The sequence below is a fragment of the Streptomyces sp. NBC_00316 genome, assembly GCF_036158715.1.
In the GTDB taxonomy this organism is placed as follows: domain Bacteria; phylum Actinomycetota; class Actinomycetes; order Streptomycetales; family Streptomycetaceae; genus Streptomyces.
This window is the reverse complement of the sequence record NZ_CP108024.1, coordinates 140902-167887: the sequence shown is the minus strand read 5'-3', so window position 1 is coordinate 167887 and position 26986 is coordinate 140902. Positions and strand designations below refer to the sequence as shown.

21 protein-coding genes and 2 pseudogenes are annotated in these 26986 nt (G+C 66.0%); 10 read left to right on the top strand and 13 right to left on the bottom strand.

Annotated features, from left to right (window positions below; translation table 11 throughout):
* The first annotated feature begins 20 nt into the window (after positions 1-20).
* Together OG878_RS40075 and OG878_RS40070 are read left to right on the top strand one after the other, a co-directional pair.
* Entirely contained in the window at positions 21-1130 is a 1110-nt protein-coding gene (locus OG878_RS40075; protein ID WP_328885022.1) for an IS630 family transposase, read from the top strand.
* 1186 nt (positions 1131-2316) lie between these two features.
* Entirely contained in the window at positions 2317-3813 is a 1497-nt protein-coding gene (locus tag OG878_RS40070; RefSeq protein WP_328891655.1) for a dihydrolipoyl dehydrogenase family protein, read from the top strand.
* A gap of 100 nt (positions 3814-3913) precedes the next feature.
* Here the strand turns inward: OG878_RS40070 and OG878_RS40065 are convergent, their stop codons facing one another.
* Positions 3914-4816, bottom strand: a complete 903-nt coding sequence (locus OG878_RS40065) for a pyridoxamine 5'-phosphate oxidase family protein (protein ID WP_328891654.1) — start codon at positions 4814-4816, stop codon at positions 3914-3916.
* A gap of 524 nt (positions 4817-5340) precedes the next feature.
* On the opposite strand from OG878_RS40065, the gene OG878_RS40060 reads away from it, so the two are divergent.
* Complete coding sequence (locus OG878_RS40060) at positions 5341-6207, top strand: alpha/beta fold hydrolase (RefSeq protein ID WP_328891653.1); 867 nt, start codon at positions 5341-5343, stop codon at positions 6205-6207.
* 169 nt (positions 6208-6376) lie between these two features.
* On the top strand, positions 6377-8137 hold the full coding sequence (locus OG878_RS40055) for an MOSC and FAD-binding oxidoreductase domain-containing protein (RefSeq protein ID WP_328891652.1): 1761 nt from the start codon (positions 6377-6379) through the stop codon (positions 8135-8137).
* A gap of 572 nt (positions 8138-8709) precedes the next feature.
* Here OG878_RS40055 and OG878_RS40050 read toward each other — a convergent pair.
* Positions 8710-8931 carry a hypothetical protein gene (locus OG878_RS40050; protein ID WP_328891976.1) on the bottom strand — a complete coding sequence of 74 codons (222 nt, stop codon included), beginning with the start codon at positions 8929-8931 and terminating at the stop codon, positions 8710-8712.
* A 35-nt stretch (positions 8932-8966) separates the two neighbouring features.
* A pseudogene (locus OG878_RS40045) lies at positions 8967-9053 on the bottom strand (hypothetical protein); the annotation flags it as partial.
* Positions 9054-9701: 648 nt separating this feature from the next.
* Between OG878_RS40045 and OG878_RS40040 the strand changes: the two are divergent.
* Both OG878_RS40040 and OG878_RS40035 read left to right on the top strand, forming a co-directional pair.
* Positions 9702-9878, top strand: coding sequence for a hypothetical protein (locus OG878_RS40040; RefSeq protein ID WP_328891651.1), 177 nt, complete (start codon positions 9702-9704; stop codon positions 9876-9878).
* A 55-nt stretch (positions 9879-9933) separates the two neighbouring features.
* Positions 9934-10350, top strand: a complete 417-nt coding sequence (locus tag OG878_RS40035) for a hypothetical protein (protein ID WP_328891650.1) — start codon at positions 9934-9936, stop codon at positions 10348-10350.
* A 71-nt stretch (positions 10351-10421) separates the two neighbouring features.
* Here OG878_RS40035 and OG878_RS40030 read toward each other — a convergent pair whose 3' ends face one another.
* Positions 10422-11882 carry an FtsK/SpoIIIE domain-containing protein gene (locus OG878_RS40030; RefSeq protein WP_328891649.1) on the bottom strand — a complete coding sequence of 487 codons (1461 nt, stop codon included), beginning with the start codon at positions 11880-11882 and terminating at the stop codon, positions 10422-10424.
* Between the two features lie 35 nt (positions 11883-11917).
* On the bottom strand, positions 11918-12526 hold the full coding sequence (locus OG878_RS40025) for a TetR/AcrR family transcriptional regulator (protein WP_328891648.1): 609 nt from the start codon (positions 12524-12526) through the stop codon (positions 11918-11920).
* A 1078-nt stretch (positions 12527-13604) separates the two neighbouring features.
* Here OG878_RS40025 and OG878_RS40020 point away from each other — a divergent pair.
* The 3 genes and pseudogenes from OG878_RS40020 to OG878_RS42515 all read left to right on the top strand — a co-directional run.
* Complete coding sequence (locus OG878_RS40020; protein ID WP_328891647.1) at positions 13605-14063, top strand: nuclear transport factor 2 family protein; 459 nt, start codon at positions 13605-13607, stop codon at positions 14061-14063.
* A gap of 236 nt (positions 14064-14299) precedes the next feature.
* Positions 14300-14428, top strand: coding sequence for a hypothetical protein (locus OG878_RS40015; protein ID WP_328891996.1), 129 nt, complete (start codon positions 14300-14302; stop codon positions 14426-14428).
* Positions 14368-14746 (top strand): annotated as a pseudogene (locus OG878_RS42515) (transposase); the annotation flags it as partial. The gene OG878_RS40015 and the pseudogene OG878_RS42515, both read left to right, overlap by 61 nt.
* 948 nt (positions 14747-15694) lie before the next feature.
* Here the strand turns inward: OG878_RS42515 and OG878_RS40005 are convergent.
* The 4 genes from OG878_RS40005 to OG878_RS39990 form a co-directional block, all read right to left on the bottom strand.
* Complete coding sequence (locus OG878_RS40005) at positions 15695-16093, bottom strand: nuclear transport factor 2 family protein (RefSeq protein ID WP_328891646.1); 399 nt, start codon at positions 16091-16093, stop codon at positions 15695-15697.
* 729 nt (positions 16094-16822) lie between these two features.
* Positions 16823-17221: a nuclear transport factor 2 family protein gene (locus OG878_RS40000; protein ID WP_328891645.1), complete on the bottom strand. Its 399-nt coding sequence runs from the start codon at positions 17219-17221 to the stop codon at positions 16823-16825.
* Between the two features lie 557 nt (positions 17222-17778).
* A complete protein-coding gene (locus OG878_RS39995; RefSeq protein ID WP_328891644.1) occupies positions 17779-18756 on the bottom strand; it encodes a hypothetical protein in 978 nt (325 codons plus the stop codon).
* The gene (locus OG878_RS39990) at positions 18753-19409 is read right to left on the bottom strand and encodes a hemerythrin domain-containing protein (protein WP_328891643.1); all 657 of its coding nucleotides are present in this window, start codon (positions 19407-19409) and stop codon (positions 18753-18755) included. The genes OG878_RS39995 and OG878_RS39990 overlap by 4 nt, the downstream gene beginning before the upstream one ends.
* A 73-nt stretch (positions 19410-19482) precedes the next feature.
* Here OG878_RS39990 and OG878_RS39985 point away from each other — a divergent pair, with 73 nt between their 5' ends.
* The gene (locus tag OG878_RS39985) at positions 19483-19680 is read left to right on the top strand and encodes a TetR family transcriptional regulator (RefSeq protein ID WP_328891642.1); all 198 of its coding nucleotides are present in this window, start codon (positions 19483-19485) and stop codon (positions 19678-19680) included.
* 431 nt (positions 19681-20111) lie between these two features.
* Here the strand turns inward: OG878_RS39985 and OG878_RS39980 are convergent, their stop codons facing one another.
* From OG878_RS39980 to OG878_RS39965, 4 genes are all read right to left on the bottom strand, one after another.
* The gene (locus OG878_RS39980; RefSeq protein ID WP_328891641.1) at positions 20112-20543 is read right to left on the bottom strand and encodes an Rrf2 family transcriptional regulator; all 432 of its coding nucleotides are present in this window, start codon (positions 20541-20543) and stop codon (positions 20112-20114) included.
* Between the two features lie 319 nt (positions 20544-20862).
* Positions 20863-22086: an MFS transporter gene (locus tag OG878_RS39975; RefSeq protein WP_328891640.1), complete on the bottom strand. Its 1224-nt coding sequence runs from the start codon at positions 22084-22086 to the stop codon at positions 20863-20865.
* A gap of 1057 nt (positions 22087-23143) precedes the next feature.
* Entirely contained in the window at positions 23144-24964 is a 1821-nt protein-coding gene (locus OG878_RS39970) for a PA domain-containing protein (RefSeq protein WP_328891639.1), read from the bottom strand.
* Positions 24924-26159, bottom strand: coding sequence for a S8 family serine peptidase (locus tag OG878_RS39965; RefSeq protein WP_443049300.1), 1236 nt, complete (start codon positions 26157-26159; stop codon positions 24924-24926). Before OG878_RS39965 ends, OG878_RS39970 begins: the two co-directional genes overlap by 41 nt.
* Positions 26160-26986: the final 827 nt, after the last annotated feature.

The following is a 26986-nucleotide window of genomic DNA, read 5'->3' as shown; positions in this document are numbered from 1 at the left end:
AATTCGTCTATGGTTTGGGGATGACTCGTCCGGGACCGAAGCTTGTGCCGTTGGATCTAACTGCTGCGGAACGCGGGGAGTTGGAGCGGTGGGTGCGGCGGCGCAAGGGTGCCCAGGACATGGCTCTTCGAGCCCGCTTGATCCTGGCGTGTGAAGCGGTGGGTGAGGACGGGTTTCCGGTCTCGACGAAGGCAGTCGCGGGCGAGATCGGTGTGACGCGGGAGACGGCGTCGAAGTGGCGGAAGCGTTTCCTGGTCGACAGGCTCGCTGGTCTGCAGGACGAGCCGCGTCCTGGCCGGCCTCGCACGGTTTTGGACGAGCAGGTCGCGGATCTGATCGCACGGACTCTGGAGTCGAAGCCGGAGAACGCCACGCATTGGTCGACGCGCTCGATGGCGAAGAAGACGGGTCTGTCCCAGTCGACGGTTTCACGTGTGTGGCGGGCTTTCGGGCTGCAGCCGCACCGCTTCGAGTCGTTCAAGCTGTCGACGGATCCGTTCTTCGTCGACAAGGTCCACGACGTCGTCGGCCTGTATCTCGACCCGCCTGAACGGGCGTTGGTGCTGTGTGTGGACGAGAAGTCGCAGATCCAGGCCCTGGACCGGTCTCAGCCAGTCCTGCCGATGATGCCGGGGGTGCCGGAGCGGGCCACCCACGATTACGTCCGCGCCGGCACCACCACCCTCTTCGCCGCGTTCGACGCCGCATCCGGCAAAGTCATCGGCTCCCTCCACCGCCGCCACCGCGCGACGGAGTTCAAGAAGTTCCTCACCAAGCTCGACAAAGAGATCCCCGACGACCTCGAGGTCCATCTCGTCTGCGACAACTACGCGACCCACAAGACCGCCGACATCAAGAAATGGCTCCTGGCCCATCCCAGATTCCACATGCACTTCACGCCCACGAGCTCTTCCTGGCTGAACCTCGTAGAGCGATGGTTCGCAGAGCTGACGGCCAAACAGATACGCCGCGGCGTCCACAAATCCGTCCAGGCCCTGGAGAAGGACATCCGCAACTGGATCACCACCTGGAACGAAGACCCCAAGCCATTCATCTGGACCAAGACAGCCGACCAGATCCTCGAATCACTCGCCACGTACTGCAAACGAATTACTGACTCAGGACACTAGAGGAGTTGTTCCCCAAGGTCAGTCACACTGCTGCAGGAAGAACGCGTCCTCACCCACGCGCCGTCGACGAGTCCCTCACCGAGCCCTGGCTCACCCATTGTTACGGCCCACCATCTCCGTGGCGCGGCACGACGACAGCTGGACGGCCCGCTCCACTGGCCGTCCGGCGTCGTGGCCAGGCACCCGGTGCGACCCGCTCCAGGGGAGCCGCCTGGCCCGGATCGTCCTCGATCGTCCGGGTCAGCCTCCGAGCGAGGCGGCGAGGGAGTCGTCGAACACCTCCACGGCCAGGTGGACGTTCTGCCGGTTGCGGGGCTGGTCGTCCATGGTGATCCGCGGCATGGCCGTGCTTTCGCCAGGGACATTGCGCGATTGAGATTGGTCCGGTTCGCCAGCCTCGTGTGGTTGTCGAGAGCCATGAGAACCGAGCGAGACCGTGCCTGTCCATTGCCCATCCCTTCGTGGTGGAGCAAGTGGGCTCCCGACGATCCCCTCACCCCAAGCGATGTCGCTGACCTGCGGCGTTTCCTGATGCCGGTCGCCGATCCCCGCGATGCGCGGGACTGCCGGTATCCGGCCCCCGCGTTGCTCTGCGCAGCCGTCTCGGTGTGCTGACCGGGCTCCCGCTCGCTTCTTGTCTGTGCGGGGCCGGTCAACGATGGTTTCATGATCCGGCAGCTCGCATGCATGCCACGGGTGGGCAGCTGCAGTGGCCCTCTCGCGGGCTTCAAGCGGTTAGGACCAGGCCGAAGGCGTACGCTTTCTCACATGGGGCGTTGACACAATCGAGCTTGACACCCGAACGAGCCGTAAGTGTTGCCCCCAAATGGCGCCCCGCGGAAGGAAATCTTCTGTGCACCACAGCGTCCGGAGTTGTCGACCGAGTACTAAAACGAGGTGGGTTTCCCGTCCCCCTCGGCATTCCTAAGGGCTGTCCAGTAACCCCTGGTGGGCGCACGTCGACAAGTGCGGTACCTCGCCGCGTTGAACGCCCGCATGCGCCTAGCACGGGACGATCCTCCGCCTTGCGGCGCACCGCATCCGGCGCCGCGAGCTGAATCGCCAGGGATTACGGGACAGACCTTAGGAGCCATGCACGCAATGGCCAACGTATTCCCACCACAGACGGGCCTCACAGGAGTCCACGCGTCCCGATTCTCCGCAACCCATATAGGAAGGCGCGACTATGACAGCAAGTGTGGATCCTGATCGCTCCGAGTGGGACGTCATCGTGTTGGGCGGGGCCGCGGCGGGCGAGAACGCGGCTCAATACGCCACGCAGTTCTCAGGTCTGGACGCGGTGCTGGTGGAAGCGGAACTGCTGGGTGGCGAGTGCTCGTACTGGGCCTGTATGCCCAGCAAGGTTCTGCTGCGCCCCGCCGACGTACTGGAAAACGCAGAGCATGTGCCCGGTGTGTCCTCGCTGTTGACCGGACACCAGTTGGACGTGCCGGCGGTACTGGCTCGCCGGGACACTGTCGTAAACGGCCTCGACGACTCCTCGCAGATCGGCTGGGCACTCGGCGTCGGCATCGACGTTGTACGCGGATACGGGCGGCTCGACGGGGAGCGCTCGGTGGCGGTGGAGATGACAGCGGGCGGTACCCGTGTGCTCACCGCCAGGCACGCGGTGGTGATCGACACAGGCTCCTGCACCGCCGTGCCCTCGATCCCAGGCATGAGGGAGGCCCGCCCGTGGACCTCCCGCGATGTCACCAACCTGCATGAGGTGCCGCGCCGTGTCGTCGTCTTGGGCGGTGGAGTGGTCGCGTGCGAGGCGGCGACCTGGTTGCGGGCGCTGGGCGTGGCCGAGTTGAGCGTCGTGTACCGGCGGACTGAGCTACTCCCGCGAGAGGAACCGTTTGCCGGACGTATGGTCGGTGACCGGCTTAGGGATGCAGGGGTGCGGCTGCTTCCCGGAAGGTCGATCACCAAGGTGGGACGCGACGACCCGCGCGACACGGGAGTCGGGCTGCCACATGGCGGAGAGGTAACCGCCTGGCTGGACGACGGCAGCACGCTCGTTGGTGACGAGCTGGTGCTTGCCACCGGCCGTACGCCGAACACTCAGGACATCGGCCTGTCGTCGGTCGGATGCTCCGACGACGGCTTCCTGGAGGTGGACGACGAGCAGGCTGTGCAGGCGGTGAGCGGGCACTGGTTGTACGCGGTGGGTGATGTCTGCGGACGTGCGCTGTTGACTCACATGGGCAAGTACCAAGCGCGGGTCGCTGGTGAGGTGATTGCCGCCCGTGCCACGGGGCGGCCGACGGCCGGTGCACAGAGCGGTGCGCGGGGCGCTGCCGACGGACATCGCGGCAACCCGCAGGTGACGTTCACCGACCCGGAAGTCGGATCAGCAGGTATGACCGAGTGGCAGGCCCGCACGGCAGGACTCGACGTGGCAACGGTCGAGTACGACATGGCTGCCCTCGCCGGTACGTATGTGATGCGTGAGGACTACCTCGGGCGCGCCAAACTCGTCATCGATCGGGTGAGCGACACGGTGGTGGGCGCGACCTTCGTCGGATCGGGCGTCGCGGATCTCGTCCACTCCGCCACGACGGCCATTGTTGCCCGGGTGCCGCTTTCCGTGCTGTGGCACGTCGTGCCCAGCTACCCCACCGCCAGCGAAGTTTGGCTCCGCCTGTTGGAGACGTACCGAACTCAGCGCTATGCCTGATCGCGAAGGGGCAACGTCGGAGAGGCGATTTCACCGGCACGGGTGCTGTGCGTCGCCCCGCACAGCACAGAAACTCGGGAGGAGGAGCAGCATAAACGTGCTAAGAGCCGTCCGAAGCAGCCGGGGCCACCGGGGGGTTGAACCGTGAGTACTGTGGTGCCGACCAGCTCAAGGCGTCTTCAGAGTGGTCGATCTGGATGACCTTGGTCACCCTGAATTCCACCGTTCGTTCCGCGCCGGGAAATCCGGCAGCGGCGTGCGCACTCCAGTTGACTGTCGCTGTACCGGTCAGCTGCACGGTCGCACCGCGCTGCCAATCGATGAACACCAGACCTGCTGCCGGATTGACGGTGAGGTTTCCCAAGGTCATCAGCATCGTGTTCCCCTCGTAGTCGGGCCACTGGACCCGGTCCGCGGAAAGACTGCGGACGAAGCCGGGGTTACCGCCCCGATGGGAAGCGTCGGCGTCTCCTGCTGTGGAGGTTGAGGCGATGAAGAAGGTGTCTGCGGTATCGATCACCCGGCGTTGTTCCGCAGTCAATTCGCTGCCTTCCGACACCATTCGCGTCGAACGAGCCGGACCGGTTTTCTGAGGTGATCTGCGCTGGATGTACTTAGGGCAATTCCCGTACGCCTGGTCCACGGACAGTCGGAGCCCGTCTTGTGAGGGAGTCACCCTGCCGTTGATCCGGAGCCGTCGACGGTTCGGAAGGTCGATGGCAAGAGTGCCCACAAGCGTGGGCTGCTGCAGGACCGCCGCCAGTGGGTCCACCTTTGTAGGCCGGGCACCGATGTACACATCACGGGAACCGAGCACGTGCAGAAAACCCGGTTCTCCGTAAAGAACGGATGCCCACACCTGCCCATCCGGAGATGCAGCACCGACTACGAGAAATCTGAGCTCGGCCAAGAAACCTGCCGCGCCCTGCGGAAGGGACTCGCCGATGATCGGGCGCAAGCGGTCGGCACTCTCACGAAAACCTGCAAGATCCTGGGCGGCCAACTCGCCTTCGTGATAAGAGGCCAGGTGAGATCGGCTCCCTCTCATATTCATCTTCCCCTGCCGTCGTTTCAACGGTTTGTTAGCGATGACGGGTTTGCTAGAGATGACGCACCGACGACTGGAAATATTCCCATGTGCTCTGTCTTCCCTCGCTCGCGCCAACCGCCCTGTTCGAGTGCGGCCGAAACCCTGCGCGCCACCTTAGACTCGCAAGCTTTTCGATGAGGCGCCCCGGACGCCCGGATGTGCCAACGACGCCGGACATTCGAGAATACATCTATGCAGTTCGGTGATCACACTCTGCTATCCGGTCGTTGCCGCGTTGCTCGTACTGGGAGTCGGGTCTAGCGTTGAAATGGTGGCGTCGTGCACCGGCCTGCCGAAAAGCGAAAAGCGGCAGGCCGCTGAGGGAAAAGAGTCCCCGGCCTCCGGTGACGACCGCCCCATCCACTCGTGTCGAATGGGCCACTTGCGGACGGATTTTTTGACGCAGATTCCGCGCTCTGGCGCTCCCGGAGGTCGACGTGCTCCCTACGCATCACAACACAGCGACTATTGACGGCCAAGAGGTCTTCTACCGCGAGGCCGGCCCCAACGACGCACCGGTCATCCTGCTCCTGCACGGATTTCCCACCAGTTCACACATGTTCCGCCACCTCATCCCTGCACTGGCCGACCGCTACCACGTGATCGCCACTGATCACATTGGCTACGGCCAGTCATCCATGCCCAGGGCCGACGAATTCGACTACACCTTCGACAATCTCGCCCGTATCACCGCCGCACTTCTCGACCACCTGGACATCAAGCGCTTCGCGGTCTACGTCCACGACTACGGGGCGCCCATCGGGTGGCGGCTGGCTCTCAATCCCTCCTACGAGGTCACCGCTATCGTCTCGCAGAGCGGCAACGCCTACATGGAGGGCTTCGCCGAGCCCTTCTGGGACGACCTTTTCGCTTATGCCTCCGCTCCCGGGCCCGACACCGAGCCGGGCGCACGGGCCAAGTTCTCCGCAGAAACCACCCGTTGGCAGTACCAGAACGGCGCCACCGACAGGAGCCTGGTCAGTCCGGACAACTGGCTTCACGACCAGGCCTTGCTGGATCGACCCGGCAACGACGAGGTGCAGTTGGCGTTGTTCCGTAACTACCCGACCAACATCGACGGCTATCCGCAGCTGCAGGATTACTTCCGCACCAGCCAGGTGCCGACGCTCGCGGTTTGGGGCGGGAGGGACGAGATTTTCGGGCCAGACGGCGCGCGGGCGTTCGCGCGCGACCTGCCGGACGCGGAAGTCCATCTGCTGCCGGCCGGGCATTTTGCCCTGGAGACACACCTGGATGCCATTAGCGGGTACATCCACGGATTTCTCGGCCGTGTCCTCGCTTGAGGTGCGGACGGCACCTGCGGATGCCGGAAAGAGGTCTTCCGGCTAGTCGGTGAAGGTGTCGCCGACCGTGTCCCCGACGCCTTCGCCCGAGGAGATTTCCATTCTGTGACGGGGCGAGCTCTCTGGCGGGGGAGGGCCCCGCATGAGAGGTGACGTGGTGGCTACGTTGATGGCAGTGAACGTCGGAATGCCCCACGACGTGCCCTGGCACGGGAAGACGGTGCACACCGGCGTATACAAGCAGACCGTCACCGGGCCGCGGATGGTGCGGCGCCTCAACATCGACGGGGACGGCCAGGGAGATCTGGGCGGACACGGCGGTGAGCAGCGGGCCGTACTGGTGTACCAGACCGAGTCCTACCAGTACTGGGCGAAGGAGCTGGGGCGCGAGAATCTGCAACCGGGCGAGTTCGGTGAGAATTTCACCGTGGACGGCCTTGCGGACAACGAGGTCTGCATTGGGGATCGGTACCGCATCGGCGACGCGCTCTTCGAAGTCACACAGCCGCGCGTGACGTGCTACCGGGTAGGTCTACGCATGGGGGAGCCACAGATGGCAGCGCTGATGGTGTCCCATCGCCGCCCAGGCTTCTACATGCGGGTGATCAAGGAGGGTGAGGTAGAAGCCGGGCAGGAGATCGTCAAAGTCTCCACGGGCCCGGAGGCGATGACCGTCGAGGAGATCGACGGGGTGCTCTACCTACCCGGACACACCCGCGCGCAGGTCGAGCGGGCGTTGCGCATCCCGGCCCTCAGTCCGGGATGGCAGGGCTCAATGCACACGCTCCTGGACCAGGCCGAGGGGGACACGGCCCGCTCCTCGGGCAGTGCCGGGCTCACGGCGGCGGCCGGCGCCCCGCCACCCGGCTGGCCGGGATTTCGCCCCCTGACCGTCACGCACATACAGCCCGAGAGCCGGAGCGTGTTCTCACTGTCCCTGGCCTCAGCCGACGGCTCAGCACTGCCCGCTGCTTCGCCCGGTCAGTTCCTCACTGTGAAGGTCCCGCTCGAGGCAGATGTGCCGCCTCTGATCCGCAGCTACTCGTTGTCCGGCGAACCCAGCGCGGGCACATATCGAATCAGCGTGAAAGTGGAACCGCACGGCGCGGCCAGCAACCGGCTGCGCACTCACGTCCGAGTCGGTGACAGCCTCGACGCCGCCGCGCCCCGCGGAACGTTCTGCCTGTCCAAGGGCGACAACCCTGTGGTGCTGCTGTCCGCCGGGGTGGGGGTGACTCCCGTGCTGGCCATGCTCCACGCGCTTGCACGCGGCCACTCCCCGCGCCAGGTGTGGTGGCTGCACGCAGCCCGTGACAGTACCGAGCATCCCTTCGCTCAAGAGAGCCACGACCTGATCGAAGAACTCGCGAACGCACGATCGACCATCTACTACAGCAAACCGAACGACACCGACCGCCAGGGCGTGGACTACACAGAGGCTGGCCGACTCTCGGTCGACCGCATCTTCGGTCTCGGTCTGCCGACCGACGCCGACGCCTACCTATGCGGGCCCGTGGGCTTCATGAACGGCTTCACCACCGCGCTCGTCGACGCCGGGCTGGAACCGTCCCGAGTGCACACCGAGATCTTCGGCGCCGGGCCCTCCCTCACCCCGGGAGTGAAAGATTCCTCGACCGTACCCGAGCCCCACCAGCCCGCAGGCTCCGCCGGCACCGGCCCTCCCGTGTCCTTCGCCCGCAGTGGCCTCACTGTCCCCTGGAACAACAACCAGGACTCCCTGCTGGAACTCGCCGAAGCGTGCGACGTCCCGGTCCAGTGGTCGTGTCGTACCGGCGTCTGCCACACCTGCGAACTCGCCCTGATGGCCGGCACCGTCGAGTACTCCCCGGATCCGGTCGAACCACCAGCCGAAGGCAACATCCTCATCTGCTGCTCCAAGCCCACCGAAGGCGTCGTTTTGGATCTGTAAGGCAACCGGGATGTCGGTGTACAGCCGGGCACCATTGCTGCCAAGCTTCCAGGGGCCCCGGGCGAAACCTGCGGATGGGAGGAGGCCTGCCGTCCGGCACAGCGGCCCGCGAGCAGCAGATCAGGGCGGGTGCCGTCGGCAGCCGACGATTGCGGCGGTAGCAATGTCACGTGGACCAGCCGCCCGTCCTCATCCGCTCGTAGCTGCGGACCGGCCGCAGGCCAGCCGGGGTGGGCCGTGACGGGCGAGGACGCGGGTGACCGTCGGGTCGGGCAGCCCCAGGTTCGGCCGGTCCTGACCGGTCCGATCCTGGCGCTGACGCAGCTCACACACCCCGCGGCCTCGATCGTGGCCGGAGCGCGGAGCGGGGTTGCCCGGGGCCGGCCGGAACGGTGGGGCAGCCCCGCGTCGCCCTGGGCTGCGAACCTGCGCACCCACTGGTAACACTTGGCGCGCAAGGTATTCATCTGGGCTACGGCATGGGCGACGGCCCACGTGTGTTCGAGGCCGGACGATACACAACAAGCGAGAAGAACCTGGGCGCGAGGGCAGGCTTGTGCGTGCCGACCACGTCAGCGTGTGACTTTCTTGCCGCTGGTCCCAACGGCGAACCATGTTCCGCCGATGCCTTGGCCGTTGAGATCGCCCGGCTTGGTGTCACCGGCGTAGCGATAGACAGGCCACCCACCGTAATTTGGATCCGACCGTCCTGGCGTTGGATTGCCCCTATCCGCTGGGGGCTCACCCCTGCCAGATAGACGTTCCCGCCCTGCCTGATCGTCACAGGAGGCCACTGCGCGGCACAGTCGTCGTTGCAGGCGGACTGCGACGGGCTCGCGGTGTCGTTGTCGAAGCGATAAAGCGCCGCCTGGTTGATGTTGATCAGATGGGGTGAGCCGAGCGGGGGCGAGGACACCGCGGACAACTGCACCCACTGCGGGGGGAACTCTTGTGTGGCGGCGCCGACCACGGTGCCGCCGGTACCGGTCCTGCCGTCCTGGGCGGCCGTGGTGTCGACAACCTGCAGCGCGGTGTTGCCCGCTGCTTGGCCGGACGGCGCTCCCGAGGCGGAAGCCGATGCGGCCGAGCTCGGGTTGTCACTGATCGCGATGCTCTTGCCACAGGCAGACAGCCCTGACGCGGCGCAGATGACAAGGACGGAAGCGACAACGGCGCGGCGTAGCGGTCCGGGGGCGCTGCGCGTGATGGAAAGAAGACGAGGGAGAGTCACACTCCCCACACGAGGCAGGGGGGACCATAAGTTCACCTGCTCGCGCAAGCTGCTCACCTGGCCGGATGCGCTGGTTGAACGAAGGGCCGGCCTGCCTCGTGTGAAGAACGGGGTCACCACCACACGCCGAGGAGATCCAGATGGCTCAGGACGTCAACAAAACCGAGAGCGGAGTGCAGGAGGTGCGAACGTGATGGGCTTCATACATGACCTTCTCGGCATGGAGTGCCCCACCTGCGCAGGCCTCGCCATCGCGCCGCCCCGGCATGGCCGCGGCATGCGAGAGGGCGGCGACTATCAAGTGAAGCGTTGTGGCGGCGGGCAGGGTGGCCGATGAGCACAGCACAGCGTTTCCTGCTCGACGTCCCCGAGGCCTGGGACGAAGTCGACCTCAGCGGTGAAGGGCTGGCCAAGGCCCGGGCGAAGGCTCTGGCCACTACCGATGATCCTCGGGAGAAGGCCCGGATCAACGACATGTTCCGTCAAGGCCGCGAGCAGGGCAGCACGTAGGCACGGGGCGCTGCTCGCCTCGGGCACCGCCACCCTTTACGACGAGGGCCTGTTCATGGCATACGGCATGGTCTTCGCCGTCACCACGCCCGCGGGCTCGGAACTGACGTTGCCTGTACTGTCTGGGCAGTTGGGTGTGTCCTCGGCGACGGGGACGGCGCCGAAGGACCGGGTCATCACGTCCGCGAAGGTCCCCCAGGTGGGGACGGTTGCTCGCGTCACAGGGACCGAGGTCACTCAGCTGACTGGTGATATTTCCGTCGAGCTGCTGACGATGCACACCATGATGCCGGTGCCCGGCACGACCGAGGACTTCCTCGTGGTTACTCTCGCCAGCCCCAATCTGCCCTTGAAGAGTGAGGTGTACGACCTGTTCGATGCCATCACCAGTACATTCCGCTTTATGTCCGACGATGGTGTCACCGTAGCGGGCGGGGGACCGGCAACGGGGACGCCTGACCCTCCAGGCTGACAGCAGAATGGCTGCCCGGAGGAGACGTCCGGGCAGCCATTCCAGGTGAGCGTGTCAGGAGTTCCGCGCTTTCAGAGTTCTCCCTCTGAAAGTGGTACCTGCACCGAGAGCAGGGAGCCATCGCCCAGGTGGAGCAGCCCCCGGCCGGCTTGGGGCGCCTGCCCGACGGCGCCGCGAGTCAACTTCACCCCGATAACCTCGCCGTCGCTCAGGTTCTGCGGTGATAGGAGCATGCCGGTGCGGTTGCGTTTCACTTGTCCTATCCAGCCGGCCAGGCTCAGCGCCAGCGACTCGGCATTCCCCGCCACCAGCAGTCCCCACCCGGTGCCAGCACCGCCACGCGCGAGCAGTGCGAGATCGGCGTCGATCTCGGCACCCATGAACAGCTCCGCATCGTCCACTACGACCACCGCGTTCTCCTGGGGCACGTTACCCAGTACCTCCCTGAAGTCCTCCACCAATACTTGCGAGTCGGTGATGACAGCTGCGACACCAGGACGGCCCTCGAGGTCACGCAGCGGGGACCGCCTGGGTGCCAGGACTATCAGGCCTGTGCCCGCTGCCAGTAGCGAGTGCGCCGCGGAGAGCAGCGCGCTGCTGCGGCCCGTGCGCGGGGGTCCTGCGATGACGAAAGTCGGTACGTCGGCGAGGTCCGGTCCCACCGAGGTCAGGACATCGCCGCCGATGGCGATCATCGGCCGCATCGGATCACCTTGCGTGTGCAGAGTGATGGCGTTGGTGTAGGTGATCCGGTCCGGAAGGACGTCGAGCCGCAGCGCGCGGCGCGCCGGAGCCACCTGGGCCTCACGCAGAGCCAGTTGTTGCCCGAGCTCAGCCAGGGCCTGTCCCTGTGCTGCTCCGGACAGGTCGCTGGCCAGCACCGCGATCTGGGTCTCGCTCAGATCCTGGGTGCGTATCCCACGTCCGGGCGCGGGGTCGGTAGGCGCCGATTTCGACGGGATCCCGACGGAGGAGTAGTCCTGGCGGTCATTCAGCCGCAGAACGACCCGGTCCTCGGTGGTCCCGGAGAACCGGCTGCTGCCCAGCACCCGATCGCCTGCCAGAACGAAGTGGATGCCGGCTCCTGCGCCGTCACGCAGGAGTCGGATCATCCGCTCCATGAAGCTGCCGTTGTCGTACGAGGTGAAGTCGCGGTCGAAAACCTCGAACCGGTCCACCATCACCACGATGTGCGGCAGCCGCTCGCTCGCGGACTGGACTCTACGCAGTTCGGCGAGGTCGGCGGCGCCGCGCGCACCCAGCAGGCCCTGCCGGAAGGTCAGTTCGGCATTGAGACGGTCCAGTAGCCGTCCCAGCCGCTCCACCTGGTTGCGATCCACGACTGCTCCGCAGTGGGGCAGGGACGTAAGCGCGTTGAGCGCACCGTTGCCGCAGTCGATACCGAATAGGTGCACGTCGTCGGCCCCGTGCGCCTGGCCCAGCGCCGCGGCCAGCGTCCGCAGGGTCTGCGAGCGTCCGCTGCGGGGCGATCCCATGATGTGCAGATGCCCGGCGCGGTCGATGTCGTACATCAGCGGAACAGGCGCTGGACGGCGAGCGGAGGGGGTCAGTCGGACGTCGGGCTGGTGTCGCGTGGGAAGGCCCGTAGGGCGATTTCTGCGGTCTCTTCGAGTTGCTGGCGGTTGGCGCCCGCTGCGGCGTGTACGGCTTGGCCCTCGGTGAAGGCGATGACGTAGCGGGCGAGGGCGGCCGGGTTCGTATCGGAGGGCAGGTCGCCGTCCGTCACCGCCGTGCGGAAGCGGTCGGCCAGTGCCTGCTCGCCTTCCAGTCGGCTCGTGGCGAGGAAGGCGCAGATCGAGGCGTTGTCGGGGCTGGTGGACAGGCCGCCTTGGATGGACAGGCAGCCGGCCGGCCGGTCCTTGCGGGTGAGTGCCTTCGCGTTCTCCAGTAGCAGGGTGCGGGCGACGGCGGCGGCCGTCGGTTCGGCGAGCGCTGCGGTCTTGTAGCCCATGTCCCGCTCCGCGTAGCGCGCGACGACCCGCTGGAACAGTTTTTCCTTCGACCCGAACACCGTGTACAGGCTGGGCTTGTTCATGCCCATCGCGGTGGTGAGGTCGGTGATGGAGGTGCCCTCGTACCCCTGGCGCCAGAAGACCTCGACCGCGAGGTCGAGCGCTTCCGCCTCGTCGAACGTGCGGGGTCGGCCGACAGCCATGGGCGCCTCCTGTTTCTCTCCGATCTACCTTCTTCCGGCAAGCCAACATACGACGTTTCGAACCGATCGGTCAATAAATTTTGCCGCCGGGGTGGGATATGTCAAATGGGCGGGACGCCACGTGATGTCGCGCCAGTGCGCCGCTCGACGCGTCGAAGTTCCTGCGCAGGTAGTTGCCGCGCCTGCTGGTGCGAGGGTCTCTCGCGCGCTCATCCGCGAGGTGCTTGTCCGACTTTCCAGTGCTGCTCGGTGGACGGTCTCCCGGTCGCCCGTCTGCTGCTACCGAGTCCGGGAGGGCTACGACGTGCTGCCCGGCACGCTGATCGAGGCGTGGATTGCTGTCGCCCTCCGCGGCGCCACGCCGCTCACGCTTCCATCCGCTCACGGAAGATCTTGATCGGGCGTGGGGCGGTTGGTCTGGCCTTGCGTGGTCTGACAAATTTGAACCATGGGGCACCGGTAGGGCGCTTGCCTTAAATCGGTTCCTTTTCGATGTGTGCCGCCGGGTCCACCCGGGTTGCTTCGCCCACGGGATCGGGCGGCGTTTGAGCCGGCTTCCCTCGTCGCCGACTCCTCGCCCTTCCCGGTCGAGGGCAGTGTGACGCGGACCAATAGTTAACTGATGGGTTCGAAACTGGGCCAGCGGGCCGCTCCGTCAAGAAGGTCCACGGGTGGGTCCGGCTATCCCGGGCCCGGATTGCCCAAGGGTGCCAGGCGGCCATGGGCGGCGAGCTTGCCGTCAGGGGACCTGCATCAGCGGATCTTCGCGATCCTCGAGCGAAGGAACCAGTCAAGGCTGGGGAGTTCTTGACAGATCGGTCCATCTCATTTAGATTTCCAACCGTTCGGTTAATAATGATTGTGTCGCACACTCTCACGGCCCCAGAGCAGGAGGCGGGAGGGTGACACGGGTCGTGATCGGACCAAGGGCCACCAGGCTCCCCGGAGCGAAGCAACCCGGGCGGACCTGGGGGGCATCCGTCGCCACTGACGGCGGTACGCGGAAGGCGGCCCTCCTGTCTGGGCGGCATGGCATACGGGTTCGGCTGCGAAAACGCAGCACACATCAGGAGGAAAAGTGAACGGCAACAGAGATCTTCAGAAGCGCCGCGAAGAGACTGTGATCAACTACTTCCGCATGGTGGACGCGGGCAGCCCCGCGGTCATCGACATCTTCACCGATGACGCTCAGATGTTCTTTCCGAAGTTCGGAATCGCCATCGGGAAGGAGCAGATCGGGGCATTCGCACAGGGTTTCGGCCGGGGGATTTCGGCGATTGAGCACGATATTCCTGGCTTCACTGTGCTGTCGTCTGGAAATTACGTGATCGTCGAGGGGGCGGTGAAGGGGATGACTGCATCGGGTGTAGCTTTCCCTGACGGCGTTTCCTCTTATGGGTTGTTCTGTAATGTGTTCGAGTTTGAGGGTGAACTCCTTAAGAGGCTTCACATCTACGAAGACCCGGACTTCGCCGCCACGCACACTGACGGGGTGAGCTGGGGAAAGTCGGTGCGCGACAATATCGGCAGCCTGTAGAGCCTGACCTGTGTCATGGTCTCGCCGCCGCGGGTCCAGTCGCAGGACGGCGGAACAGCCAGGACGCGAAGCGGCCCGCATCCGCTCGATGAGGCGGGCCTGGTGGACGTGAACCATCCCGGCTCGGCTGCGGCCGACTCGCCGTCACCAGGACGGCCAGGTCCAGGTGAGACATCCGGTGGAGCGGGATGCTGAGTCGATCCCACCGGATGGTTACCTTCAACACATTCATCGTCGTGAGCGACGTGACCGCCTGTACCGAAGTGGTTGAAGTGGCCCAGCCGGACGAGCTGTCGTGGATCTTCTGGACGGCCGATTGGTTGGGCAGCTGGTCGAACGGGCTGGCGCGAGTGGCCTTGAGCTGACTGGCGAGAGCGAGCTCCTCCAGCAGCTGACCAAGCACGTGCTGGAGTCCGCTCCGGGGGTGAGATCACCGATCATCTCCAGTACGACTGACTGGAACGACCCGGCCGGTGCCGGCAGCGGCAACAGCCGCAACGGCTCACGAGCCAAGACATTGCTGACCGATGTCGGACCGGGCGGGGATCGCGGTGCCGCGGGACCGGGAGAGCGGCTTCGAGCCGCAGACCGTCAGAAGCGTCAGCGGCGGTGTATCGGCGTTGACGAGATGGTGCTGTCGCTGTCGGGCCCGGGGTCTGACCCGCGGCGACATTTCCGTCCATTAGACCCGTGATATGCCGGTTCTCGAGGCTGGCGTGGGGGCGGCCGCCGAAGACGGGTGGTAGGTGATGGAAATCCTGCCCAAGGCGCCGGAGCGAAACAGCGTGTACACGCCGCCGATAGCCTTGAGCCGGCTCGAGCATGTGCAGGAGGTGGTTGCGGTGTGCCGCCAAACGAGCATCCGCAGTTGCGGGTTGTGTCATGTTCTGGGTCCTGGGGGTCGTACTCGTGCCCTGCCCGCGGGCCGAAGCCGAAGGCTCTCGCGCCGAACTGGAGAAGACCCATGGCCGTGACGTTTGGAGCACCAAGAGGCGGGCTGGAGAAAAGTGGCATCGGCCTGATACCGCGGGTGTCCGCGGGGGCCGACGGGTACGGGATTATGCAGGGTCCGGCGAAGCGCCCCGAGTGGAAGCCGCACGCGGGGTGAGCCGAAACAGACGATCATGCCTGAGTTTGAGGCCGAGATTGCCGGGTTGTGCTGCTGATGAGTGAAGTCGGTGGTCGGCTGTCTGTGCTAGCCGAGGGTAGCCGTCAATGAGACGTATTCCCTGTTCGCGGGGCTCGCTCTCCATCGACCACATCCGGGACTCCAGTGTGCAGTGCAGACCAAGTCCTCTCGTGAACGAGCCCTTCGAATCTGTCCGCTCCAGGACGAGGACGGAAACGTCGGCCAGCGTTGCACCTCACCAGCGAGTCACAAGCCGCCAGGCTCTGCACCGCGATGACGGCCTTCGATTTGCGCATCACACCACGCCTGATCACTGGGTTGAACCCGGCTGCGATAAAAGGAGTTCTGTCAAGAACACACGCCTCGGCGTGTGTACAGGGACGGCTGAACCGTCGTGGCAGGTGTGTTCGAAGACATGGAGGTCTGGAAGCGCGGTGCCTCGCGCACACGGCAGGCTCCGAAGCGCCCGGTTGGCTCAGCGCGAAGCCCTTGGGGGGTCCGATCAGTCGGCGTACGCCGCGGCCACCTTGAGCGTGTCTTCGTAGAGATAGAACTTGACGATCTTGTCGCCTGCTACCTGAAAGTGCATTGCTATGGGCATGTGGTACGTCCTGCCCGTACTCCTCGCGACACGCGTGAAACGCCCAAGCATGACTGCGTGGTCACCATCGATGAGCAGCCCTTCGACCTCATCGACGTTCCTCTCAGGGACGATGTTCGACCCCAGTGTCCGCAAGTAGTCGGCCACCTCGTCCCCCTTGGAGCGCCGCCCTGTCCAAGGGGGCGACTTCGATCCAGGGACGTACCAGTCGATTTCTTCTGCGAAGGCCTCTGCAACCTTGTCCGGGTCCCCTCCGGCCAACAGGTCGAAGAACTGCTCGACGACGTCACGCGTGGTCATATCAAATACCTTCCGAGTCTGGGCCCCTGACGCGTATCCCAGGGAGCATCACCGCATCGTTGCCATAGCGGCGCCGCCGGCAGACACGTGAAGAGGGTGGCGGCGGCTCTCTGGAGAAGTTATGGACCGCACAGTCAATTAGAGGAGATATGGACTGTAAGGTCAAGAAACGCAAGAGGTGATGCCTCCCACAGGCACCGTCGGCTGCTCGGCAATTCGCGCGGATAGGGTGCAGGGCGCTTGGCTGGCGGTCGAGTCGGCGAGTGGCTGTATGAGGGCAACCTGTCGCATGACCTCCTTCCGTGTGTGCGGGGCGTCGAGGTGCGCAGCTGTCGGACCCGGAGGGAAAGCGGGGGCGGCCACTGCGGTGTGAGCCATGGCCGCCGCAGGTCATCGCCCTGAGAGCGGGGTGAGGGGCGTCAGGGCCTGGGGGCTGGCGGCGTGGCGCCCGCGCCGACAGGGTGAATGTGCTCAAGGTGGTCGGGCGCCAAGGCTGAGGCTGACGTAAGGGGCGGCGCGCGTTGCCGAGAACCCGACGTCCAGTGCCGCCTGCGGGAACAGATCGAGAGTAGGGAACGACTGGGCGCTCAGGTCTGCGTGCTCAAGCGGCACGGGACCAATGGCTGCGCTCCAGGCGCTGCGAGCGATACGGCAGGGGCTGAAAGTGAGATGAACGGCAGGAGAGCCACCGTGTCTGGCAAGCGGGGGCTCCGGCGATGAAACAGGCCGTCAGTCGGTGTAGGCCTCAGACACCTTGAGGGTGTCCTCGTAGAGGTACATCTTGACGATCTTGTCGCCTGCCACCTGGAAGTGCATGGCGATGGGCATCTCGTAGGTTCGGCCCGTGCTCTTTGCGACGCGCGTGAACCGCCCGAGCATGACTGCGTGTTCGCCGTCGATCAGGAGAGCCTCGACTTCGTCGATGTTTTTCTCGGGGACGATGTTCTCCACGAGCGTCCGGAGGTAGTCGGCCACGTCGCTGCCTTTGGAGCGCTGCCCTGTCCAGGGCAGCGACGGCGAGCCGGGAACGTACCAGTCGATGTCATCTGCGAAGACTTCGGCAACTGCATCTGGGTCGCCGGCAGCCAGCAGGCCGAAGAACTTCTCCACAACTTCACGTGTTGTCATGATCAAAGACCTTTCCAAGAGCGGGAGTCCTGGGGTGGCATTCCAGGATCAGGGGGCGGTGCACAAACCGTCGGGATCGCACGGCCGTTGGTAGGGCGGGAGGCGAAAGGGCCCCATCGAGGAACCCGGCAAATTTCTTGTGCCGAGTCAAGTAGAGCGGATGTGGACCGATTAGTCAAAAACTTCGCACGGTCTTCTTCGATCGTCGATCGCAACTGAGCTGAGGAAAAATGCGGTCAACCCAATGCGCGCCTCCAACATAGGGCGCGGCCATGTCGCGGCGAAGTTCCTGGCGACGCCTATCCGGGCGAGCATCCTTAGGACTGTCCCGTAATCCCTGGCGGGCGCACGACGACAGCTGCGGCACCTCGCCGCGTTGTCGGAACGCCCGAATACACCCCGTATGAGGACGCCCCTCCGCCTTGCGATGCACCGCATCTGACGCCGCGCGCTGATCCACCAGGGATTACGGGACAGCCCTTTGGCGCCGGCACACTCAGCGCCCAACCGCACCCACCTGACCATGTCGCTCAGTAAGCAGCCCCGGCTCGCTTGGGTTAGTCCACTGGGCCGGGGGCGGCGAGATGCTGTAGGCGGGCGGCCGTGCCGTCGCGACGGGCACGCCATAGCCCGTACTTGGCCAGCAGGCCATTCGAGACCGTCAGGAGAGTCTTGTACGGTGGCGCTGCCAGGCCCTTAGAGGTATGGGGGGAGTAGATGGCGCCTTCATCGGTGACGGTCAGCCAGCCGGTGAGCGTTCGCATGCCCAGCCCGACGCACTGAGGCTGGAAGGCATGGGCGAGGAACCCGGCTCGCCGCCCGCCCGGCGGCAACAGTCCGGAGGGCACGTCAAGGTGCAGCCCGGCATCGTTGTGCCCGGTGACCCTAACGGGGAGAATCACAGGGAAGCCGTCCGCGCCTCGGTAGGCGAGCACCCGGTGCGGCAGTCCGCTGATCTGGCGCGCGACCGCGGGGACCTCGACACGCGGGTCCGTGCCGTTCTTCGGCGGCTTCTGCTCGATCGGCGCCTCTGGCCAGGTGGCGCCAGTGACGGTCATCGCATCCCGGGCCGCCAGGTCGGGCCAGACGGTGACACGCTCGATTTCGACGTCGACGAAAACACGCTCCTGGTGATACTCGCGCAGCAGCCAATCCCATACTGGCCCGCGCTTGGTCTCCCCGAGGAACGGCTCGGAGGCCCGCATCAATTCCGCCAGACGCTCAGGTGACGGGCGCAGGTCGACCGATGCTGCGCCCTGTGCGAGTACGTAGGCGTTACTTGAGGCAAAGCCGTGCTCGCGCGTGTGGTAGGCGAGCGACACGTGCGGATCCCGAAGGATGCGCTCGAGTTTCTTCGGGAAACCGAGCGAGGTGGTGAAGCCGACACGGCCCACCCCCCGATCTCCGAGGCCTACTGGCGAAACACTGGTGACCACGGCACCGCCGGCCGGGGTGACATAGGCGACCGCAACGGTGAGGTCACCCCTGATCACCGCGTCTGCCGCATCCGGCCACCTGACTGTGGCAGAGGTCATGAGCCAGTCCCGCGGAGGATCTTCAGGTCGTCTGCTGCCTGGGTACGCATGGCGGGGAGCAGCGGGCGCACCGGCTCCGGCAGGCCCGCGAGCACCAGTTCAACCTCCGCGGGCGTGCCGACCTCATCGAGGAATCCGACCATCAGGTGTCCGGCCACGGGCGGCGTGGTCGAGATCACCCGCTGCGCGAAGTCCTTCCATTCCGCAGGGCTGACGTGGTCGCGGAGTGCGGGGAAGAGGATCGGCTCTTCATGGGTCAGGTGGTCATGCACCGTGTCACGTACTGCGACGGCCGCGTCGTGCAGCGCGGCCCGGATTCCCTCACTCGTGGCGCCCTCACCATGGCCGAGGTTTGTGGCGGCCAGCCGGTCGAGAGCGGCGTCCAGTCGTTCGTGCTCCTCGGTCAGTGCGTCGAGCTCGTGTGCCGTGGCCGGCGCTGCCGCGACGATCCGCGGCCACAGGTCGTCGTCCTCGGTCTCGTGGTGATGGCGCAGGTTCACGACGAGGAAGTCGCGCAACTGCGCCAGTGCGCTGAGCGGTACAGAGGGGCGAACGGCCGCCTCGGTCAGCAGGGTGGTAGCCACGCGGTGGACCCCGTGGGCAAGCCGGGTCTCGATGACCGCCGTGGACTCGTTGAGGGAATCTATCGTCATGTAGTGGACAATATTCATTAGACGGTTGCATTGTCAATATGGTCACCTACTGTAGAAGAGGTAGAATGTGCCGGTGACCACCACCCGGAAGTACAACTCACCCCGCCGCGCCAACTCGGCAGCCGCCACGCGTGAAGCCATCCTGAGCAGCGCACACGCACTCTTTCTGGCCCGCGGGTACGCCGGGGTCACCATCGGGGAGATCGCGGAGGCAGGAAAGGTCGCCGTGCCACCGTGTACAGCAGCGTGGGCAACAAGCCGGGCATCCTGACGGCCCTGCTAGAACCGGCTCTCACGGACCCGGCTATTGCCAGCACCCTTGCCGCAGTTGAGGCCAGCGACAACCCACGTGCTGTGATCGAGTTGACCGCCGAGGGCACCCGGCTTACGCATGAACGCCACTGGGAGCTCTGTATGGGCTCTTCTATCGAAACCCGCCCGGGGAACCGGCCGTTAAGGCGGTTCTTGACAGGGGGGCGGACGACTACGTCCAAGCCCTGACGCGTGTGGCCGATCGGCTCGTTGCGCTCGACGCACTCCGTGCCGAGGTCAGTCGCGCGAAGGCCATCGACCTACTCTTTTTCGAGCCGAGCGCCTGCATAAGTTGATTGCGGCCTGGCACGACCACGTGGTGCGCCGATCCGAGAATTAGCCGAACCGGCGGGCGTCACGGAAGTTGGGAGTTTGGCCGGAGTAGGGCTTCTATCTCTGCTGAGCGAGGACATCCCGCAGCATGTCAGCGATCGTGGTGCGAGCCAGCTCTTGCTGCATCTGCTCCTCCAGTCCGCTGTACACCTGCTGCAGGGCCGGCCGGATTCCGAAACCGATCGGGCAGTCGGGGTTTGGCGGAGTGTGGTGCATCCCAAACGGGCCCCCGCCCTCCACGGCGAGGTAGACCTCTAGCAGGGAAGTCTCTTCGGGCTCCCGAGTCAAGATCCAGCCAGCTCCTACGCCCCTCTTGGCCTGAACCAATCCCGCCTTGCGGAGGTCACCCAGGCACCGGCGGATCACCACGGGGTTGGTGTTGACGCTCCCCGCGATGCGGTCCGAGGTGGCGACCTCATTGTTTTGCCGGTCCAGAGACATCCAGGTGAGCACATGGACGGCAATCGTCATTCTGCTGTTCGCGCTCACTTTTGACTTCCTCCCCGACTGGCGTGGCCAGCAGCCTGCCGACCCCACCGTTCGTATCGTAATAGATTTCGTTACATTGTACGGCAGTGCCTCGATAGCCGGAAAGTTGCGCCCGCGGCGCCAGACGAATCCTGCGGCGGCCCAGCTCCCTCCGACTGCAGAAGCAGGCCTCGCGTCAGGCCATGCTGTGCCTTGTAGCGAACCCTTTTTGCGGGAGGATCCTCCCTTAGGCCGGGCCCGAAAGAGCGAGGTCGACAAAGCCGTGCGAAGCAAGTGCGGCGAGGACGGTGGGACGGTTCCGCCCTCACAGCGGGTGGCGTCACCCGACCGGCATGCGGGAGCGGATCTGGGTGGCCGCGCTGAGCAGTGCGAGCATGCCGCCGACGGCGAAGCCGGCCAAAGTGCCGTAGCCGTCAATGACTATGCCGCCGATGAATGACCCTGCGGCAAGTGCAATCTGGCATGAGCTGACCAAGAGCGCCATGCCGCTCTCGGGAGCCTCGGGGGTTGCGCGCAGGATCCATGTCTGCAGAGCCAGGGGCACCGCACCAAAAGCCGCACCCCAGAGCATGACGAGCGCGACAACCGCAGGTGCCGCGCCTGCCAGGGCGTTGAGGAGTGCGGCTGCGGCTGCGACCAGGAGGCTCGCGGTGACGTACACCACGCGCAGGCTGCGGCCGATGAGCACGCCAGCGGCGAAGTTGCCGGCCAGCCCCGCCAGACCGTAGGCCAGCAGGACGGCCGTCACAGCGGAGGAGCCGAAGTGTGCCTGCTCCTCCAGGTAAGGAGTGACGTAGGTGTAGGCGGCGAAGTGCCCGAAGAAGATCAGCGCGGTGGCCAGCAGGGCGATACGGGCTGCGGGGTTTCGCAGGGCGGCGGTGAGCGTTGCCAGGCGGATTGTTCCGGTGGGCGGCAGCGCGGGTAGCCGCAGTGTCAGGGTCGTGAGTGCGAGCAGAGCGGCACCGGCGGCAACGACGAACGCCATTCGCCATCCGGCGAGATGGCCCACCAGTGCGCCGAGCGGCAGACTAACTACGGTGCCGGCCGAGATTCCGGCAGTGATCAACGATGTGGCCCGGTGGACGGCCTGGGCGGGTACCAGTCGAGCGGCGACACCGGCACCCATTGCCCAGAAGCCGCCGACACCGACGCCGAGCAGGATCCGGGCTGCCGCCATCGCAGCCATGTTCGGGGCAAAGGCCGCCATGACGTTGGAGACTGCGATGAACAAGGCGAGGGCGATGAGGACCCTACGCCGGTCGAGCCGCCCTGATGCGATGGTGACCAGGGGAGCTGTGACCGCAGCCATCAGGCCGGGCACGACCACCACCAGGCCAACAGTGCCGATGGATACATCAAGGCTGGAAGCGATGGTGGGCAGTAGCCCGATCGGCAGGAACTCTGACAGCACCAGGACAAAGGACATCAGTGCGACGGAGGCGACGGCCGACCAGCCGCCCTGCGGGGCATGTTTGCCCTGCACTGACGCCTGTATCGATTCCGGCTGTCGGACGGCCGAAGCCGCGCTGGAAGGGTTGCTCATGCTCTCTCCTGCAGGGGGCGGGGACCCCGTTGTTCCGTGTCGCGCTACTGCGCGGAGCGTGCGCTTCCGTGAGGCGGGAGCGGGCTACGGTCACGCCGGTGTGACCTGAGACGAGGGGGGCGCTCAAACCGGAGAACTGCCGGTCCGCGCCATCCCGAAGTTGTAACAATAAACGTTACATCTGAGGCAGGCAAGTGCCCCCGAGGAGACGATCTCGACACGGGTCGACTGGCGATCAGGTCGTGGGCGGGCAGTTGGCTGTGACTGCGAGCGACATCTGGAACCACTGCGCTATCCACACTCATCGTCCCGGCTCATCTGGTCGCGGGCCGGTGTGGGGGCCAGCCGCACCAGAAGATTCTTCAAACCGGGTGTGAGATCTGGTCGGGGGGCGATCGCGTGACGCGCCCCGGCTGATCGTCCTCAGGAACACTTCCCGGAGCCCAGTTGTGTTCCACGATGCCGGCGGCTTCCCCGTCTTTGCCACCAACACGCAGGTCGAGCGCGAGCGACGATCCCAGCCAGATCCGGTCATGTTGCGTTGGGGTGTCCAGCTCGTACCCGAGGTTGCAACGCGCCGCCCAGTTGCCCGGTCGGATGTGCCATGTCCGCGGCGCTCTTTTTCGCGAGGGCGCGCGTCCGTGCGTTGTGCAAGTACCAGTGATACGTCTGTTGTGCTGGTGCGGCGGTCGGCTCGGTGACCTGTCATGGTTCCTCGATCCGGGCGGCGGCGAGGAAATGGGGCCGTACGCGCGGCGGATGGTGCGCCGGCGTCCTGGTGGTTGTCGAAGTCAGGGTGTACGGCGACCAGTCGAGTTCTGGGCACTGCGCATGTAACAACCCCGCGTGCCCCCCTTGGAGACCTTGCTGTCCGGCCTGAGTGCCCTTCACTGGGCGGGGGAGCGGCGCGCCGCTGCACTCGCGCGGATGCTGCGGTGCGACGGTGGGCGCGTCCCGGCGGAATTCGGGTTAACGCTTGGGCCCCGCCCGGATCCAGGCTCGACACCCGGGCGGGCCGCTGTGTGCAGTCCCGCCCGGGTGACGGGCTTGAGAGTGGCTACTTCAGCCCGAAGGCCCGGGTGATGCTCTGGGTCACGCTGTTGCCCTGGCGGTCGTGTGCGGAGGTGCGCAGGGTGGCGTACGCGGTTTTGGCAGGGGCGTGGAGTGTGGTCTCCCATCCGTCACCGCGGTGGGTGAGGGATGCCTTCTGCCAGGTGGTGCCGTCGTCGTACGAGATGTCGAGTGTGAGGGCGCAGATGGCCTTGGAGCTCGGTCCTCCGGGGAGATGGGAGGGAGCGACCACGAGTTCGGCGTTCCGGCGTGCCTTGCCTGAGGTGTCGGTGTCGACCTTGTAGTCGAGCTGGATCAACGGCAAGACCGCCGTCGTGCCGGGCTCACCGGCCGCCGAGGTGAAACCCCACTCGGTTCGCGTGCTGGTGGAGTACGGGTTCGCCCAAAAGCCGCGGGAGTTCTCCGAGACCAGCCGGTAGGGAAGACGCTTGGGGCTGAGTCCCGCGACCGTGATCCAGTCGGAGTAGAACTGGTCCAGGAGTGTGTCGCCCTGGTACAGCGTCACCAGATTGTTGACTCCCGGGTTGCCCAAGGTGGTGCCCACGTGACCGCCGCCGGAGTCGCCCCAGCCCGGGACATTGGCGTAGATCTCGTCGTCGGTTCGCTGCTGTACCCCTGTCTGGTTGTCGAGGCGCGGGCGCTGGATCGGGCCGAACCAGTGGAGGCTGCTGGTGCTGCCGGCCTTGTAGCGGAGCGTCGCGGAGGACTCCTGGACCGCACCGGGGATCTGGGCCCGCTCCAGCCACTGGATGTCCGAGTCGGCGGAGACCCAGTCGGTGCGATCACCCTGGGCGGGAGCCTCGTGAAGGAAGGATGCGCTTTGTGTGATTCCCTGCCAGATGTCCGAGCGGTAGTCGGACGCCCGGTCTGGCCGGTGATTGCGGAAGGAGACGTCGACGCGGGCCAGGTCGTCCTTCTCCGGCCGGTAGGTCGGGTCGGCGGGTACCGCGCCTTCGTAGTGACGGACAAGGTCGTAGAGGTAGTCCGTGATGCGGCTGGAGTCCAGGGTCAGCGGGGTCCTACCGTGCCGGATCCGGGCGATCAGCTCCTCGCCCTCGTCCTGGGTGAGGGTGGCTACCGTGACAGGCGGCGGAGAGGCGAAGGACTGCACCGCGCTGGGCCAGGGTTGCAGTCGGCCCACTCCGTCGTTGACGACCAGCAGCAGCCGGGCACCTGCCTGGGCGGCCGCGGCCGCCTGTTCCCCCAACGTGACCGTGTCGTTGCGGCGAACCACGACGATCTTGCCTTGAGGCTGGAGCCCGGCGTAGTCAGCCGCTGCGCCCTGCCCGGCGAGGATCGTGTCGAGGGTCATCCGTCCATCGGGAAGCGGCGCCGCGCCCCGCTGGACCCTGAGGTCGTCGAAGCTCCGGTTGTCGGAGGCCACGGTCAGTGCGGGCTCCTCCTTGCGCCAGCGTACGCCGAAGGCGAAGTCCCCCTTGGTGACCTTCTTGCCGGTGGGCAGCACCCACATGCTGTCGTACCCGGGCGTGGAGGGGTCCAGAGTGCCCGATGTGAAGTGGTCGGAATCGAAGGCTCGGTAGATGTCCATGCGAACCTCGGAGTCGGTTGTCTCCTTCGGGACGATGGCCTTGACCTGACGGGCCGCCGAGGCGTCCAGCGTCACCTGGCGATCCCGGTCCAAGATGATCTCAGGAGCGCTCAGCATGGCTTTGCCTAGGGAGTGTGGACCGTACGTGCCCTGCACGTCGGCCTTGAGCCACACGGCGTACGTGCCGACCGGCATCCGCACGGCAACCGTGCCTGACTCATCGAGCTCGTACTGGTGGAAGATATTGCTTCCCGCCACGGTGAGTTGCCCGGAGAGCGGCTTGCCGACGCGGTCCTTGGCGGTGACCGAGGTTGTAGCGCTCGGCCTCCTTGCCGACCCCGATGAGGGTATGGGCGACGACCTTTCCGTCGGCGCCGAAGGCATTGATCACGCCGCTGAAGTGGCTGTCCAGGGGGGCTTTGTCCAGGTCGGCCGTGAGCGTGACCTTGCTGGTGCCGTGCGCGGGCACGGTGACCTGCGTGGCGGACAGGGTGAACAGATTCTGGGGTGCATCAGGGGCGTTGATAACCAGATTGAGTGTGACCGGGGCGTCGGCGATGTTGGTGTAGGTCACCGCCTTGTCGCCCTTCTCGCCGGGCTGGTGCGGCCAGAGGTGGTAGCCGGAGTAGGCGCTGCCGGTCGCGAACACCGTGTCCCGCACAGCGGCCGCGACGTCCAGGCGGCCGGCGCCGGCCTCGTAAGGAGTGTAGTGCGGGGTGGCCTTGGCCGAGCTGATCAGGGCGTCCTTGAGTTGCTGGCCGGTCCAGTCCGGGTGCGCTACGGCGAGCAGTGCGGCGGCTCCCGCGACGTGCGGGGCGGACATTGAGGTGCCGCTCATCGTCCGGTAGCGGCCATCACCCTCGGAGAGGTGCGAACGTGCCGCGAGGACGTCGACTCCCGGCGCCGTGAGTTCCGGCTTGAGCCCGTAGTCGCCTGCGCGCGGACCCTGGCTGGAGAAGTCGGCGAGTTGGTCCGAGGTGTCCACGGCGCCGACGGTGAGCGCGGCATCCGCGGCGCCCGGCGAGCCGACGGTGTACGGGGCACCGCTGTTGCCTGCCGCGATCACGAAGAGCGCACCGGTCTCCGCACTGAGCCTGTTGACGGCCTGGCTCATCGGGTCGTCGCCGCTGGAGGGGGCGCCCCCGAGACTCATATTGATGACCTTGGCGTGCTGGTCGCGGGCGGCCCACTCCATGCCCGCAAGGATCCACGACTCCCTGCCGTGGGCGCCGCAGCCGAGAACATCGCACGTCGTGCCGAGCACCTTGCCGATGTGCAGCGCGGCGCCGGGGGCGACGCCCTTCTCCTTTCCGCCCGAGGCCGCGCCGGTGCCGGCGATGGTGGAGGCGACGTGCGTGCCATGGCCTGTGTAGTCGTCGAAAACGCCCTCGTCGGGCACGAAGCTGGCCGCGTCGGCGATGCGGTCCGCCAGGTCCGGGTGACCAGAGTCCACGCCGGTGTCCAGCACCGCGACGTCGATGCCCTTACCCGTGTTTCCTGCTTCCCATATCTCCGGGGCGCCGATCTGCGCGGTGGTGTCGGCCAGAGCGGCCTCGACCCTCCCGTCCAGCCAGACCTTGGCGATGCCATGGGTGAAGGAGGGCCGGGAGCCGTTGATGGCGCGTTCGGCGCCTCGCGCACCGGTCCCGCCGGTGAGCCCGGACCAGAAGTCGCCCGCTTGGTCGCGCTTCTCGGTCAGCGCGGCGCCCCGGATGCTGCTGAGGGTGCGGATTTTTGTGACTCCGGCGGGGAGTGCCTGGGCAGGGCTGATGCGTTCTCAGATGGCGAGATGAAGGGGCGGGCCGGGTTCGGTGGGACCGGGGGCAAAGTAGGTGACCTGTTCGGGATCAACTGGGTGCCCCGTGCTCGGCGGGTATCGCGCCAGTCGGGGACTGATCGGGCACGCGATACGCTCTCCGTCATGCCAGAGACAGGGCGCCGACTGATGCGCACCTTTTGGGCCGTGGACCGTTTCCTTGGCGGCGAGCGCCCACCAACACGTACACAGAAGTTCGCGGCCCGGTATCCGCTCCTCCCGGCATGCCTGGCAGGAACGATCTGGGCTGCGTACTTCCTGTTGCTCCCGGGGGTCCAGCCCTCGGATTATGCCATCGGGCCGGTCGGAGGCATCCTGCTGGGCGGCATCTTCGGCCTCACGGCACTGTACGAGAGGCACCGACAGCGCCGCCTGCGACGGCTGGGGCTGTGGGACGGCTCGTGAGCGAGCCCAGTACAGCCTTCGACGTGCCATCGAGGTCCTCCATCCTCGCCGCCCCCATC